The sequence below is a fragment of the Rhodococcus sp. 105337 genome, from assembly GCF_012844225.1.
GTDB lineage: Bacteria > Actinomycetota > Actinomycetes > Mycobacteriales > Mycobacteriaceae > Rhodococcus.
Genome location: NZ_JABAGQ010000004.1, coordinates 279,946 through 294,460, shown reverse-complemented (window position 1 = coordinate 294,460; position 14,515 = coordinate 279,946). Strand labels below are relative to the sequence as shown.

Genomic DNA, 14,515 nt, shown 5'->3' with positions numbered 1-14,515 from the left:
CGCCCACCAGTCCGGGTTACACCGGCGGTACGGGTTCGACGCATGCGGTGCCGTTCAGCACACGGAAGCCCGCTGCTCGTCGTGCGCCGGTCGACGGGTCGGTACGGTCGCCGAGGAAGAACCATTCCATCTGCACCGCATCCGGGGTCACCTCGAGCACCCCGAAGCCGTGCGAGTCCAGTTCGACGAACCGAACGTGCCGGTTGGTCGACCGCACGACCTCCTCCAGCGCCGGTGATGCCGTGCGCGGCGGGACCCCCAGCAACTCGTCGATGTTGGCCGACGTCACCGACGGCACCACGAACTCGGTGGCGACGGTGCCCGCACCCGGATAGGCGGCCGGATCGGCGGGAATGTCCATCGCCCACGACGTGTGGATATCGCCCGTGAGGAACACGACATTGCGTCGTCCCGCGCCGCTGATCGCGTCGAGCAGACGCCGACGGTCGGCCGGGTACCCGTCCCACTGGTCGGTGCTGAACGGCACCCCGTTCGACGGCGCACCGAGCAGTGCGGTGAGCGCACCGGTCGTGCGCACGTCGAGGGGAGGGAGCAGGAGCGGTGCGAACATCACGGAGTTGCCGACGAGCTGCCATCGAGTCGGAGAACTCGTCAGGCCCGCGGTGAGCCAGGCCATCTGGTCCTTGCCCGTGATGGTGCGGCCGGGCTCGTCGACAGTCTTCCCGTCTACCGGCCGAGCCTGCTCGGAACGGTACGTGCGCAGATCGAGCATCGACAGTTCGGCGAGGTCACCGAACCGGAGCCGCCGGTACAGACGATCGCCTTCCCTCCGGACCGGCATCCATTCGTAGTAGGCCCGGACCGACGCGGCCTTGCGCGCGGCCCAGTCGCCCTCGGTCGCCGGGTCGTGGTTCTCGGCACCGCCCGACCACGCGTCGTTCGCGGACTCGTGGTCGTCCCACACCACGATCCACGGCACGAGGGCGTGTAGCCGCTGCAGATCGGGGTCGGTCTTGTACTGGCCGTGCCGCATCCGGTAATCGGCGGTGGTGACGATCTCGTGCGACGGACGATGCGCCCGTACTTCGGATCCCGTCGAAACGGGGAACTCGCCGGCCGCGTACTCGTACAGATAGTCGCCCAGATGCACCATCGCGTCCAGGTCGCCGCGTGCGGCGAGATGCCGGTACGACGCGAAGTAGCCACCCTCCCAGTCCGCGCAGGATACGACGCCCAACCGGAGACGCTGGACGTGCGCGTCGGCGGCCGGTGCGGTGTGTGTGCGCCCGGTGGGGGAGACGGCCCCGCCGGCGAGGAAGCGATAGTAGTACTCCGTGTCGGCGGCCAGGCCTGTCGCATCGACCTTCACGGTGTGGTCCGCGTCGGCTGTCGTCGACACCGATCCCGAGGCCACCGTGTCGGAGAAGTCGGCGTCCCGGGCGATCTCCCACTGCACCGTGGTCGCGGGGCCCACGCCCGAGCCGGGGACCGCATCGGGTGTGGGAGTGACGCGGGTCCAGAGGACGATCGCGTCGGGAAGCGGGTCACCGGAGGCCACGCCGTGTGCGAAGACAGGCGGAGCCGCCGACGCGCCGGGAGCGGTCGCCGCGGCCAGGGCAGACGTGCCGGCGACCACCGCGCCGGCTCGCAGGAGTGTTCGACGCGTCACACGAAGTAGGGGCACGGCGTCGATCTGACCATGCCGAGGGTCCCGATTCAGGGCAAACGGCAGATATGCACCGAAATGTCGCCGCTTGTTCACCGGGTACTGCGACCGCGACGGTCGGTGGGAGCTTGTAGCGTCGGAGTGGTGAGTGACGTATTCGGTGCGGAGGATCCTTCGGCAGAACCGGACGCCCTCTTCGAGGCGCCGCGCGCAGAGGAACCCGAACCCGAACCGGAGATACGCCGCGCACCCGCAGCGCCGACCGGGCCCTCGGCTCCGCTCGCCGCCCGCATGCGTCCCGCGAGTCTCGACGAGGTGGTCGGCCAGCAGCACCTGCTCGAACCCGGCGCTCCGCTCCGACGCCTCGTGGAAGGTTCGGGCGCGGCGTCCGTCGTGCTGTACGGCCCGCCCGGGACCGGGAAGACGACGCTCGCGTCATTGATCTCCGGTGCGACAGGCAGGCGGTTCGAAGCGCTCTCGGCTCTGTCGGCCGGTGTGAAGGACGTGCGTGCGGTCATCGATGTGGCGCGCCGCCGCCTCGCCCACGGCGAGCAGACGGTGTTGTTCATCGACGAGGTCCACCGGTTCTCGAAGACCCAGCAGGATGCGTTGCTCGCCGCCGTGGAGAACCGGATCGTGCTGCTCGTCGCGGCGACGACCGAAAACCCCTCCTTCTCCGTCGTCGCTCCGCTGCTGTCGCGCTCGCTGGTGCTCCAACTGCAACCGCTCGGCACCGAGGACATCCGGCAACTGCTCGAACGCGCCCGCGTCGACGAACGCGGACTCGGTGGCGTGGTGGACATCACCGACGACGCGCTCGATCACCTCGTACGTCTCGCAGGCGGCGACGCGCGACGCGCGCTCACCGCGCTCGAGGCGTCCGCCGAGACGGCGTCGGACCGGGCCGGCGACGGCGACGCCGTCATCGATCTGTCCACGGTCGAGTCGAGCATCGACAGGGCCGCGGTGCGCTACGACCGCGACGGCGACCAGCACTACGACGTCGCGAGCGCGTTCATCAAGTCGCTGCGCGGCTCCGACGTCGATGCCGCCCTGCACTACCTGGCGCGGATGATCGTCGCGGGGGAGGACCCCCGCTTCATCGCCCGGCGCCTGATGATCCAGGCCAGCGAGGAAGTGGGAATGGCCGACCCCACCGCGTTGCAGACCGCCGTCGCCGCATCACACGTCGTGCAGCAGGTCGGGATGCCCGAGGCTCAGCTCGCTCTCGCCCAGGCCACCATCCACATCGCGACAGCCCCCAAGTCGGGTGCGGTCACCGCTGCGCTGGGAGCGGCGATCGCCGACGTCAAAGCGGGCAAGGCCGGGATGGTGCCCGCGCACCTGCGTGACGGGCATTATCAGGGCGCGCAGAAGCTCGGCAACGCCGTCGGGTACCGCTACCCGCACGACCATCCGGACGGCGTGCTCGCCCAGCAGTACGCGCCCGACGAACTGGTCGGGGTCGACTACTTCCGGCCGACCAACCACGGAGCCGAACGTGAACTGGCGTCGCGGGTGCCGAAGCTCCGCCGCATCGTGCGAGGCGAGCGGTAGGCGGGCGTGACGCCCGTCGTACCGACCGGAAGCCGGTTGCGCCGGGACGTTAAGCTGAACGATGGCCGTTTCGCGCGGCCGGCAGGCCACACCGGGCAGTTCCCGGAACCGTCACACGACAAAGGACCATGACGTGCAGACCCACGAGATCCGTAGGCGCTTTCTCGATCACTTCGTGAAGGCCGGCCACACCGAGGTACCCAGCGCGTCGCTGATCCTCGCCGATCCGAATCTCCTGTTCGTCAATGCCGGCATGGTTCCCTTCGTGCCGTTCTTCCTCGGGCAGCAGACCCCGCCGTACACCCGTGCGACATCGGTGCAGAAGTGCGTGCGCACGCTCGACATCGAAGAGGTCGGCAAGACGACCCGGCACAACACGTTCTTCCAGATGGCCGGCAACTTCTCGTTCGGGGATTACTTCAAGGAAGAGGCCATCGCCTTCGCGTGGTCGCTGCTCACCGGCTCCGTCGACGACGGCGGTTACGGCATCGATCCGGAAAAGCTCTGGGTCACCGTGTATCTCGACGACGACGAAGCGTTCGCGATCTGGCGCGACAAGATGAACGTGCCGGAGGCCCGCATCCAACGGCGCGGCATGAAGGACAACTACTGGTCCATGGGAATCCCCGGCCCGTGCGGCCCGTGCTCGGAGATCTTCTACGACCGCGGCCCCGAGTACGGCGTCGAGGGCGGCCCGGAGGCCGACGAAGACCGCTACATCGAGATCTGGAATCTCGTCTTCATGCAGAACGAGCGCGGCGAAGGCCGCTCCAAGGACGACTACCCGATCCTCGGACCGCTGCCGAAGAAGAACATCGACACCGGTATGGGCGTCGAGCGGGTGGCGTTCCTGCTCCAGGGCGTCGAGAACGTGTACGAGACCGATCTGCTCCGTCCCGTGATCGACAAAGCCGCCGAACTGACAGGCGCGGTGTACGGCGCCAAGCACGAGGACGACGTCCACTTCCGGGTGATCGCCGACCACGCCCGCACGGCCGCGATGCTCATCGTCGACGGCGTCAACCCCGGCAACGACGGCCGTGGATACGTTCTGCGTCGTCTGCTTCGCCGGATCGTGCGCTCGGCGCGTCTGATCGGCGCCGACCGTCCCACGATGGCCGAGTTCATGACCGTCGTCCGCGACACGATGGCGCCGTCCTACCCCGAACTCGCGACCAACTTCTCGCGCATCGAGACGGTCGCGGTCGGTGAGGAGACCGCGTTCCTCAAGACGCTCGGCACCGGCAGCAAGCTCTTCGAAGGGGCGGTCGACGCCGCGAAAGCACAGGGCGAGACCGTGCTCGGCGGAACCGCCGCATTCACCCTCCACGACACCTACGGCTTCCCCATCGACCTCACGCTCGAGATGGCGTCCGAGGCCGGATTGACCGTGGACGAGGACGGCTTCCGGTCGCTGATGGCGGAACAGCGCCAGCGCGCGAAGGACGACGCGCGGGCCCGCAAGCACGCGCACGCCGACCTGACGGTCTACAAGGAACTCCTCGACCGTGGCCCCACCGAGTTCACCGGCTTCGGTGAACTCGTGACCGAGGCGCACGTGCTCGCCGTGATCACCGGGGGCGAACGCCTGCACACCGCATCCGCCGGGCAGAAGGTCGAACTCATCCTCGACCGCAGCCCTCTCTATGCGGAGTCGGGCGGCCAGATCGCCGACGTGGGAACGATTACCGGGCCGGGTCTGAAGATCAAGGTCGACGACGTCCAGAAGATCGCCAAGCAGTTGTGGACGCACAAGGTCACCGTGGTCGAAGGACAGGTGACCGAGGGCGACGCGGTGCTCGTGCAGGTCGACCCCGAATGGCGCAAGGGCGCGACACAGGGCCATTCCGGCACCCACCTCGTGCATGCCGCGCTGCGGGAGGTCCTCGGACCCAACGCCGTGCAGGCCGGTTCGCTCAACAAGCCCGGCTACCTGCGGTTCGACTTCTCCTGGCCCGGTGCGTTGTCGGAGCAGCAGAAGCAGGACATCGAGGTCGTCACCAACGAGGCGGTCGCAGCGAACTACCCGGTCAACACGTTCGTCACCGACCTCGACAAGGCCAAGAAGATGGGCGCGATGGCGCTCTTCGGCGAGAACTACGGCGACGAGGTGCGTGTCGTCGAGATCGGTGGCCCCTTCTCGATGGAGCTGTGCGGCGGCACCCACGTCCAGCATTCGTCGCACGTCGGGACCGTCACGCTCCTCGGTGAGCAGTCGGTGGGGTCGGGTGTGCGCCGGGTCGAGGCCTACGTCGGACTCGATTCCTACCGCCACCTCGCGAAGGAACGGGCATTGCTCGCAGGCCTGTCGTCGACGCTGAAGGTTCCCTCCGAGGAGGTGCCCGGACGCGTCGAGTCGCTGATCGAGCGGCTCAAGGCGGCAGAGAAGGAACTGGAGAAGACGAAGGCGGCCAACGTCGCGGCGGCAGCGGGCACTTACGCCGGCAAGGCGCAGCGAATCGGCGACCTGCTCGTGGTGGCCGAGGCGGCACCCGAAGGCGTCACCGGCAACGACCTGCGCACCCTGGCATCCGATATCCGCGGCCGGCTGGGCTCCGAGCCCGCTGTCGTGCTGCTCCTGGGCAGTGCCGACGGAAAGGTTCCGTTCGTCGTCGCCACCAGCAAGCCCGCGCAGGCGATGGGCATCAAGGCCGGCGATCTCGTCGCGAGCTTCGGACCCGCGATCGGCGGACGCGGCGGCGGCAAGCCCGATATGGCACAGGGGGCGGGCTCGGATCCGTCCGGCATCCGTGCCGCACTCGATGCCTTCCGCGCCCGGCTCAGCGAGCTGGCCGGCTGAGCGTGGCTGACCTGCCGGGCCCGGATCGACCCGGGGCCGACGACCCCGGCCGAGGCCGACGAATCGGGATCGATGTCGGGAGCGTGCGGATCGGGGTCGCTTCGAGCGACCCCGATTGCATCCTCGCCACGCCCGTCGAGACCGTGCCGCGCTCGAAAGACCGCGGTCCCGACGCGCCGGATATCCGGCGCATTGTCCAAATCGTTATGGAATACGAGGCCGTGGAGGTTATCGTCGGGCTGCCGCAGACGCTGCGCGGTGAGCCCGGCAAGGCCGCGAAACTGGCGAGCGACTTCGCTCGCCGCATTCGCAGGCAATTGCCCGACGTTCCCGTGCGCATGGCCGATGAACGTTTCACCACGGTCACTGCGGCGCGTGCCCTCCGCGAGAGCGGGGTGAGCGCAAGGGGCGCGCGGCCGGTGATCGACCAGGCCGCGGCCGTGGCCATTTTGCAGGGTTGGTTGGACGAGCGGAGCGCAGCAGTGAACGAAGCCGACGGAGACCTCGGGGGAAGCCGGTGAACCGGCACGGGCAGTCCGACGACCGTTCCGAACCCACAAGGCAGGGGTTGTTCTCCGACCCGTACGCCGGCAGCTACCGGGGACCGGCGGATCGGCGTGGCGAAGGCGACTACCGCTACGACACTCCGCCGCAGCAACCGCACCCGACGCGTTCGCCGGACGACGACGAGACGAACGTGCTGCATTTCGAGGAGGGGGCGTTCGACGGTCCGCCTCCCGGTCATGCACCCGGCTCCGGCTATGCGCCCGAGCAGAGCGGACAACGACCCGGCTACGCCGACGACGAATACGCCGACGGGTACTCCTACGCACAGCGCGAGGGGTACCGCTACGACAACACCGGCGATGCCTACGACGACACCGGAGACGGATACGACGGCGACGGCTACAGCCGCCACCCCGCGCCTCGGGACGGGAACAATCCCTACCCCGCAGCCGCCCCGGGCCGCGACTCCGCCGCCGCCCCGCGCGACGAGTACGACGACTACGACGAGGACGACTACGACTCGTCCGCGTACGACGACGAGGACTACGCCGAGACACGCGCAGTACCCGCGGCTGTCGGCGCGCCGTCGCCCCGGGGCAAACGAACCGGAGGCGCCGTCGCCCGCAAGAAGCGCGGACGCATCCTCGGGTCGCTTGCCGCGGCGCTGGTGCTCGTCGTCCTCGTGGGCGGTGGTTACTTCGCCTACACCAAGCTTGCCGGGCCCGATCCCGCACCCGACTTCACCGGGCCTGCCGGACCCGAGGTCGTCGTGCAGGTGCAGCCGGGAGACACGGCACAGGAGATCGGCACCGAGTTCGTGGACAAGGGCGTCGTTGCCAGTTCCGCGGCGTTCTACGAAGCCGCCGTGCAGAACTCCGGAATGAACGCCCTGCACCCGGGCTACTACCGGGTGCCGACCAACGTCCCGGCGGTCGACGCTGTTACGGCGCTGGTGAGCGGCACCAGCCGCGTGGGCGCATTCGTCGTCTCCGAGGGCCGGCAGCTTCACGACATCCGCGACGTCAATACCGGCGCGGTGCGCAAGGGCATCTACACGCTCATCTCCGAAGCAAGCTGTTACGACGACGGTGGCACGCCGACCTGCCTGACCTATGAGGAACTCGAAGCAGCGGGCGCGAGCCCCGACCTCGAAGCTCTGGGAGTCCCGGAGTGGGCCCGCGAAGCGGTCGCGAACGTCCCCGACCGGGCACGCCAGCTCGAAGGGCTGATCGCAGCCGGAAGCTGGGATATCGACCCGAGCGCCGAACCGGTCGAGGTGCTGCGCAGCCTCGTCTCCGCGAGCGCCGCCAAATACGACGAGACCGGTATCACCGCAGCTGCCGCGAAGGTCGGGCTGACCCCCTACGAACTGCTGGTCGCTGCGTCGCTCGTCGAGCGGGAAGCGCTGCCTGCCGATTTCTCCAAGGTCGCCCGCGTCATTCTCAACCGCCTCGAAATCGGGCAGATGCTGCAGTTCGACTCCACGGTGAACTACGCACTCGACGAAACGGAACTCGCCACCACCGACGCGGACCGGGCACTCGTGACCCCGTGGAACACCTACGCGAGCGTGGGCTTGCCGGCGACACCGATCTCGTCGCCGAGCATCGGCGCCCTCCAAGCGGTAGAGAACCCCGAACCCGGTGAGTGGACCTACTTCGTGACGATCGACGAGAAGGGCACGACCCTGTTCGCGAACAACTACGAAGAACACCTCGTCAACACGCAGAAGGCTCTGGAAAGCGGAATTCTCAACAGTGGCAGATGATCTGAACGCGGTGGCCCGCAGGGCCGCGGTCCTCGGGAAGCCGATCGAACATTCGAAATCCCCGCTGTTGCATCTCGCGGCCTACCGGGCGCTCGGGCTGACGGACTGGACCTACGACCGGATCGAGTGCACCGGCGAGGAACTGCCCGGTCTGGTGTCGGGTCTCGGGGACGAGTGGGTCGGTGTCTCGGTGACGATGCCCGGCAAGTTCGCTGCCCTGGAATTCGCGACCGAGCGCACCGAGCGCGCCGTGACGATCGGGTCGGCGAACACCCTCGTGCGGGTCCCCGGAGGGTGGCGCGCGGACTGTACCGACGTCGACGGCGTCACGGGAGCGCTGCGCTCCGGCGGGGTACGCGACCTGAGGGGTGGATCCGCGGTCGTGGTGGGTTCGGGCGGCACCTCGCGTCCCGCGCTCGTCGGACTGACCGACCTCGGTGTCCGCAGCGTGACGGTGGTCGCGCGCGACGAGGGTCGCGCCCGGGCCACGTTCGATTGTCTCGGGGACGACATCGAGGCCCGGTGGGTGCCGTTCGATGCTCCCGGCCTCGGACAGATGTGCGCGGAGGCGGACGCCTTGGTGAGCACCGTGCCCGCTGTTGCGGCAGCGCCGTACGCCGACGCACTCGCCCGCGCTCCGTACATTCTCGATGCGATCTACGATCCGTGGCCGACGCCGCTCGCCTCGGCGGCGGAGGCCCGCGGGACGGTGGTCATCAGTGGACTGCACATGCTCCTCAACCAGGCGTTCGGGCAGGTGGAGCAGTTCACCGGCCGGCCCGCACCCCGAGAAGCCATGGCGCGCGCGGTGGGGCTGGACTACGCCTGAGACCGGCGGAGGGGTCGCGCAGCGGCACCGAGCACCGGTTACCGGCGACTTACCGTTCGGCCCGCTAGGTTCCCGGGGGTTTCGTCGCGGCCCCGGGCGACCCCGCGCCGCCGGAGGCCTCGGGTTCGCCGGCCGTCATGATCCGGGTGATCGCCTCGCGACCTGCGGGGCTCGGCAGCCCCCAGTCCGTCCGGTAACCGTAGAGTTCGGCGAGGGTCACCGAATGCCGGTTGCCGTCGGCGACTTCGACGTCGTCGGCACCGATCAGGCTCGGATGTGCCACCCCGCACGCCTCGGCCACTTTGAGGACGTCGCGCCGTAGCGCCCGCAGATAGCCGTCGACCCGGTCGGCCTTGGACGGAATATCCAGGCCCCGCTCGAGCCATCGATTGTGGCTGGCGACTCCGGTCGGACAGGTGTCGGTGTGGCACTTCTGTGCCTGAATGCAGCCGAGTGCGAACATCGGTTCACGGGCGACGTTGAGCATGTCGCAACCGAGGGCGAATGCGGCCACGGCATTGTCGGGCATGCCGAGCTTGCCCGATCCGATGAACGTGACGTCGTCGGCGAGGCCTGCTTCGGCGAACTGACGATAGACCCGCGCGAAGCCGCTCCGGAACGGCAACGACACTGCGTCGGTGAAGACGAGCGGAGCGGCGCCGGTGCCGCCCTCGCCGCCGTCGATGGTCACGAAGTCCACGCCCCGCTCGCCGCTGCGCATCGACTCCACGAGCGAGTGCCAGAACGTCGGATCACCCACGGCCGCTTTGATTCCCACCGGAAGGCCGGTTTCCGAGGCGACGCGTTCGACGAAGTCGAGCATGCTGTCGACGTCGTGGAAAGCAGTGTGCCGGGACGGACTGACCACGTCGTGGCCCATCGCGACGCCGCGGATCTCGGCGATCTCGGGGGTGACTTTGGTAGCCGGCAGCAGGCCGCCGAGCCCGGGTTTGGCGCCCTGGCTCAGCTTGATCTCGATGGCCTTGACCGGCGCCGACTCCGTGAGTGCGACGAGGCGGTCGAGGTCGAACCGGCCCTCTTCGTCGCGGCACCCGAAATAGGCGGTACCGATCTGGAAGATCAGGTCGGCGCCGTGGCGGTGATAGCGCGAGAGCCCACCTTCGCCGGTGTTGTGCATACATCCGGCCGACGCGGCTCCCTTGTTCAGCGCGGTGACCGCGGCCGAGGACAGGGACCCGAAGCTCATTCCCGAGATGTTGACGAACGAACGAGGCCGGAACGCTTTCGCCCGGCCTCGTGGTCCGCCGAGAATCTTCGCCGAGGGCACCTCGAGTGCCTCACCGCTGTGTGGCGCGCCGGACGCGGGGACCTGTGAGAACGTGCGGTGCTTGATGATCGTGTATCCGTCGGTGTATTCCACATCGTTGTCGGTGCCGAACCCGAAGGTGTTGTTCTCCTGCTTCGACGAGGCGTACACCCATCGGCGCTGGTCGCGGGTGAACGGACGCTCCTCGTCGTTGCGGGTGATGATGTACTGCCGCAACTCCGGTCCGACGGCCTCGAGGAGATGTCGTCCGTGCCCGACGACCGGGAAATTGCGCAACAGCGAGTGCTTCCGCTGCAGCATGTCGTACGACGCCACCGCGGCCAGGGCCGCAGCCGGGATGCCGAGGGCCTTCGACCACTCCATGACCTCACGCTAGGCGGAATGAGTCGTCCTCGTGCCCACTTAACCGTTCGTCTTCTCGGCCGGATGTCGAATCTGCCGCCTATCGTTCGTGTAGTAGATGAACGGCCGGAACAGCCGGCCACCTCGAGAAGGATTCGGCAATGGTCCAGTACCTGCTCAGCATCTATCAGCCCGACGGCGATCCGCCGCCGCCCGAGGAACTCGAGCCGATCATGCGGAAGCTGGAGGTCCTCCAACGCGAACTGCGCGAGGCCGGAGCGTGGGTCTTCTCCGGAGGCCTTCACGCGGCAAGCACGTCGACCGTCGTCCGGGCCGGCGGTCAGGGCGTCGTGACGACCGACGGGCCCTATATCGAAGGGAAGGAACACCTCGGAGGCTTCGACGTCATCGAGGCCCAGGATCTCGACGCTGCACTTGTCTGGGGACGCAAACTCGCCGAGGCCACCACGCTGCCGATCGAGGTGCGTCCCTTGCAGTGGGGATCGTGCGGCTGACTCCGATGTCGGTGACGTCTACACAGATCGAACGGATCTTCCGCGACGAGTACGGACGTGCAGTCTCGGTGCTCACCCGCGTCTTCGGCGACCTCGACCTCGCCGAAGACGCGGTGCAGGAGGCGTTCACCGTCGCGGTGAACCGCTGGCCGGGGGAGGGGATCCCGCCGAGTCCGGCGGGGTGGATCATCACCACCGCGCGACGCCGCGCCATCGACCACGCACGGCGGGAGGTCCTGCGGGACGCGAAACACGCCGACGCAGCGAGGCTTCTCGGCGTGCAGGAGGGCGACGTCCACGAGGGTCTCCCCGGACCCGGCCTGCCCGACGACCGGTTGCGACTGATCTTCACGTGCTGCCATCCCGCGCTCGCCCCGGCGACCCGGGTGGCACTGACCCTCCGCCTGCTCGGCGGTCTCGGTACCGCGCAGATCGCGCGCGCATTCCTCGTTCCCGAACCTACGATGGCGCAGCGTATTTCACGGGCCAAGGCGAAGATCCGCGACGCCAGGATTCCCTACCGCACGCCGTCCGCGGCCGACCTTCCGGAACGGCTGGGCGCGGTGCACGCGGTGCTCTATCTGATCTACACCGAGGGGCACACCGCCGGGAGGGGAGCAACACTCGGCGATACCGACCTCAGTGCCGAGGCGATCCGGCTCCTCCGGCAGTTGATCGAACTCCTGCCCGACGACCCCGAAAGCACGGGACTGCTGGCGTTGATGCTCTTCGGCGAGTCGCGTCGCGCCGCACGGACCACCGCCGACGGGCGGATGGTGCTTCTCGCCGACCAGGATCGCACCCGCTGGGACCGGAACCTGATCCGGGAAGGACAGGTCCTCGTCCGGCGCTGCATCGAACTGAACCGGCCCGGTCCGTATCAGCTCCAGGCCGCAATCGCTGCCGTGCACGCCGACGCGGCGACCGCTCCTGCGACCGACTGGTCGCAGATCGTGCAGCTCTACGACCACCTTCTGGCCCTGCATCCCACTCCCGTCGTGGCGCTCCATCGGGCCATCGCCCTCGCGGAGACCGACGGGCCCGAGGTGGCCCTGCGGATCGTCGACGAACTGGATCTCGACCGCTACCACGTCTTCCATGCGGCGCGCGCGGATCTTCTGCGGCGTCTCGGCCGGCAGCGAGACGCGGCGGTCGCGTACGAGAAGGCCGCGACCCGCACCGCGAACAGCGTCGAGCGTGCCTATCTGTCGGGCCGGCACGACGAGCTCGGGCGGCGCCGCAGCAGTGGCGACTGACTGGGCCGGCGCGGCGTCAACCGGACGGGGGAGTGACAGGCACCTCCCCCTCCGTACGTCGCTGCCACGGCCAGCGCCCGTCGATCTCGAGTTGCAGCGACCAGCTGAGGAACGTTCTGATCAGGACGATCAGCGCGAGAACCCCGACAGAGGTGAAGGTAGGGGTCACCGCCACGGTTTTGATGATGTCGGCGGCCACCAGGAACTCGAGACCGAGCAGGATCGACCGTCCCAGACTGCGCCGGTACTGCTCGTAGACGGCGACTCCGGGGGAGCGCACCCGAGCCGCCACCGCGGTCCACGTGGCGGACGCGGCTCCCAAGACGATGGCCGCGACACCCACGACGTCGATCGCAGAACCGACGTGCTCGAGGACCGACGAAAGCTCCATATCCAGCGTTCCTTCCGGTGATCGGCAAGCGCTCCCTGTCGATGCTCGCAGAGTCCGCCGATTCTGCACCGGAACTTCCGGTCGGAGTTCGACGAAGTGCCGGTCGGCTCCGGCGACATCGGACCCCGATCGCCGCAACGACGCCGTAATGCGCAGGCAACTCCGGCGACGTGAGCGCCGCTTACGTTTGCGCGGCCACCTTCGTTCTGTTCGAACGTGGCCGAGGCACGGAGTCGGGAGATTCGATGAACTTGGTGAAGAATTCGGGAGTCCACATCGGACTCGCTGCTGTCGCGGGGCTGGCATTCGGGTTGATCGTCGGGGAATGGGCGGCGAATCTGCAGTTCGTCGGCGACATGTTCATCCGGTTGATCCAGATGTCCATCGTTCCGCTGGTGATGGCGTCGGTCATCGTGGCAACCGGATCGATGAGCGGCGCCGGGACGGGCAAGATCGCCTTCCGGACCTTCACATGGATGATCGGGTTCTCCCTGGTGGCCGCGGTGCTGGCCTGGGTTCTGAGTTCGGTCATCCGCCCGGGTGACGGCATGGTCTTCGGTGGCGAGCTGGATTCGGCGCTCGAGGCGTCTGCGGGTGATGCCCTCGGTTGGCAGGACACCGTCGTGAACTTCGTGTCGAAGAACATCTTCGACGCGATGTCGACGGCGACCATGGTTCCCATCATCGTGTTCTCGTTGCTATTCGGTCTCGCGCTGCGCCAGCACATCACGAAGTCGGGTGACGATCGCGTCCTCACGTTTGTCGATCAGGTGCAGCAGATCGTGCTGACGATGATCCGGCTGGTCATGTACATCGCCCCCATCGGCGTCTTCTGCCTGCTGGCCTCCCTCGCGGGGGATGTCGGGTTCTCGGTCGTGACCACCGGCCTGAAATACCTGGGAACCACGCTTCTCGGCGTGCTCATCCTGTTTGCGTTCTTCACCGTGGTGGTGAGCGTGCGGACCGGGTTGAACCCGTGGAAGCTGCCGTCCAAGCTCGCCGAGCAGACGGCGATCGCGATCACCACGACCAGTTCGGCGGTGACCTTCCCGACGGTTCTCAAGAACACGGTGGAGAAGGTCGGCGTCAGCCAGAAGATCGCGAACTTCACGCTGTCGGTCGGACTGACGATGGGCTCCTACGGTGCCGTCCTCAACTACATGATCGTCGTGATGTTCTTTGCCCAGGCCGGAAACGTCGACCTGAGCATCGGGCAGATCGTTCTCGGCATGGGACTGGCGATCCTGCTCAATATGGGCACCATCACCGTGCCCGGCGGCTTCCCGGTGGTGGCGATGTTCCTGGCAACCTCGCTCGGTCTGCCCTTCGAGGCGGTGGGCCTGCTGATCGCTGTCGACTGGTTCACCGGCATCTTCCGGACGTTCCTCAACGTCAACGGCGACACCTTCGTCGCGATGCTGGTCGCCAACGCCGACGACGAGATCGACCGCGACGTCTACAACGGGCGCAAGGAAGTCACCGCCGACACCCTCGACGTCGAGGAACTCGACGACATGCTGGCGCGCGCCGACCGCGCGGACTGAACCCGTCCGAGCTCGGCCTGCCGGCCGGACTGCGTGGCCTGGCCGGTTGCGGTTCGAGTTTGTCCACAGGGCGCGTGTTTCTCCCCGGAGT

11 protein-coding genes are annotated in these 14,515 nt (G+C 68.0%); 8 read left to right on the top strand and 3 right to left on the bottom strand.

Annotation, left to right across the window (positions count from 1 at the left end; all coding sequences use genetic code 11):
- Positions 1-16: 16 nt before the first annotated feature.
- Positions 17-1,630, bottom strand: a complete 1,614-nt coding sequence (locus HF886_RS09685; RefSeq protein ID WP_169652166.1) for an alkaline phosphatase D family protein — start codon at positions 1,628-1,630, stop codon at positions 17-19.
- Positions 1,631-1,771: 141 nt separating this feature from the next.
- Here HF886_RS09685 and HF886_RS09680 point away from each other — a divergent pair, with 141 nt between their 5' ends.
- The 5 genes from HF886_RS09680 to HF886_RS09660 all read left to right on the top strand — a co-directional run bounded on the left by HF886_RS09680 (position 1,772) and on the right by HF886_RS09660 (position 9,088).
- Positions 1,772-3,184, top strand: coding sequence for a replication-associated recombination protein A (locus tag HF886_RS09680; protein ID WP_169621786.1), 1,413 nt, complete (start codon positions 1,772-1,774; stop codon positions 3,182-3,184).
- A gap of 133 nt (positions 3,185-3,317) precedes the next feature.
- A complete protein-coding gene (gene alaS, locus HF886_RS09675; protein WP_169652165.1) occupies positions 3,318-5,984 on the top strand; it encodes an alanine--tRNA ligase in 2,667 nt (888 codons plus the stop codon).
- Between the two features lie 2 nt (positions 5,985-5,986).
- Entirely contained in the window at positions 5,987-6,505 is a 519-nt protein-coding gene (ruvX, locus tag HF886_RS09670) for a Holliday junction resolvase RuvX (protein ID WP_169621788.1), read from the top strand.
- The gene (locus HF886_RS09665; protein ID WP_169652164.1) at positions 6,502-8,259 is read left to right on the top strand and encodes an endolytic transglycosylase MltG; all 1,758 of its coding nucleotides are present in this window, start codon (positions 6,502-6,504) and stop codon (positions 8,257-8,259) included. The genes ruvX and HF886_RS09665 overlap by 4 nt, the downstream gene beginning before the upstream one ends.
- A complete protein-coding gene (locus tag HF886_RS09660; protein WP_169621790.1) occupies positions 8,249-9,088 on the top strand; it encodes a shikimate dehydrogenase in 840 nt (279 codons plus the stop codon). Before HF886_RS09665 ends, HF886_RS09660 begins: the two co-directional genes overlap by 11 nt.
- A 64-nt stretch (positions 9,089-9,152) precedes the next feature.
- Here HF886_RS09660 and HF886_RS09655 read toward each other — a convergent pair whose 3' ends face one another.
- Positions 9,153-10,739 (bottom strand): FMN-binding glutamate synthase family protein, encoded by a 1,587-nt coding sequence (locus HF886_RS09655; protein ID WP_169621791.1) that lies wholly within the window; start codon positions 10,737-10,739, stop codon positions 9,153-9,155.
- Between the two features lie 140 nt (positions 10,740-10,879).
- Here HF886_RS09655 and HF886_RS09650 point away from each other — a divergent pair, with 140 nt between their 5' ends.
- Positions 10,880-11,233 carry a YciI family protein gene (locus tag HF886_RS09650; RefSeq protein WP_169621792.1) on the top strand — a complete coding sequence of 118 codons (354 nt, stop codon included), beginning with the start codon at positions 10,880-10,882 and terminating at the stop codon, positions 11,231-11,233.
- A gap of 5 nt (positions 11,234-11,238) precedes the next feature.
- On the top strand, positions 11,239-12,489 hold the full coding sequence (locus HF886_RS09645) for a DUF6596 domain-containing protein (protein WP_169652212.1): 1,251 nt from the start codon (positions 11,239-11,241) through the stop codon (positions 12,487-12,489).
- A gap of 16 nt (positions 12,490-12,505) precedes the next feature.
- On the opposite strand, the gene HF886_RS09640 is transcribed toward HF886_RS09645, so the two are convergent.
- The gene (locus HF886_RS09640) at positions 12,506-12,880 is read right to left on the bottom strand and encodes a DUF1622 domain-containing protein (protein WP_169621793.1); all 375 of its coding nucleotides are present in this window, start codon (positions 12,878-12,880) and stop codon (positions 12,506-12,508) included.
- Between the two features lie 245 nt (positions 12,881-13,125).
- On the opposite strand from HF886_RS09640, the gene HF886_RS09635 reads away from it, so the two are divergent.
- Complete coding sequence (locus HF886_RS09635; RefSeq protein ID WP_169652163.1) at positions 13,126-14,424, top strand: dicarboxylate/amino acid:cation symporter; 1,299 nt, start codon at positions 13,126-13,128, stop codon at positions 14,422-14,424.
- Positions 14,425-14,515: the final 91 nt, after the last annotated feature.

What these genes read in the sequence shown, in the direction of transcription:
- HF886_RS09655 (WP_169621791.1), bottom strand. Translation starts at nt 10,739, where the DNA reads ATGGAGTGGTCGAAGGCCCTCGGCATCCCGGCTGCGGCCCTGGCCGCG.
- HF886_RS09650 (WP_169621792.1), top strand. Translation starts at nt 10,880, where the DNA reads ATGGTCCAGTACCTGCTCAGCATCTATCAGCCCGACGGCGATCCGCCG.
- HF886_RS09645 (WP_169652212.1), top strand. Translation starts at nt 11,239, where the DNA reads ATGTCGGTGACGTCTACACAGATCGAACGGATCTTCCGCGACGAGTAC.
- HF886_RS09640 (WP_169621793.1), bottom strand. Translation starts at nt 12,880, where the DNA reads ATGGAGCTTTCGTCGGTCCTCGAGCACGTCGGTTCTGCGATCGACGTC.
- HF886_RS09635 (WP_169652163.1), top strand. Translation starts at nt 13,126, where the DNA reads ATGAACTTGGTGAAGAATTCGGGAGTCCACATCGGACTCGCTGCTGTC.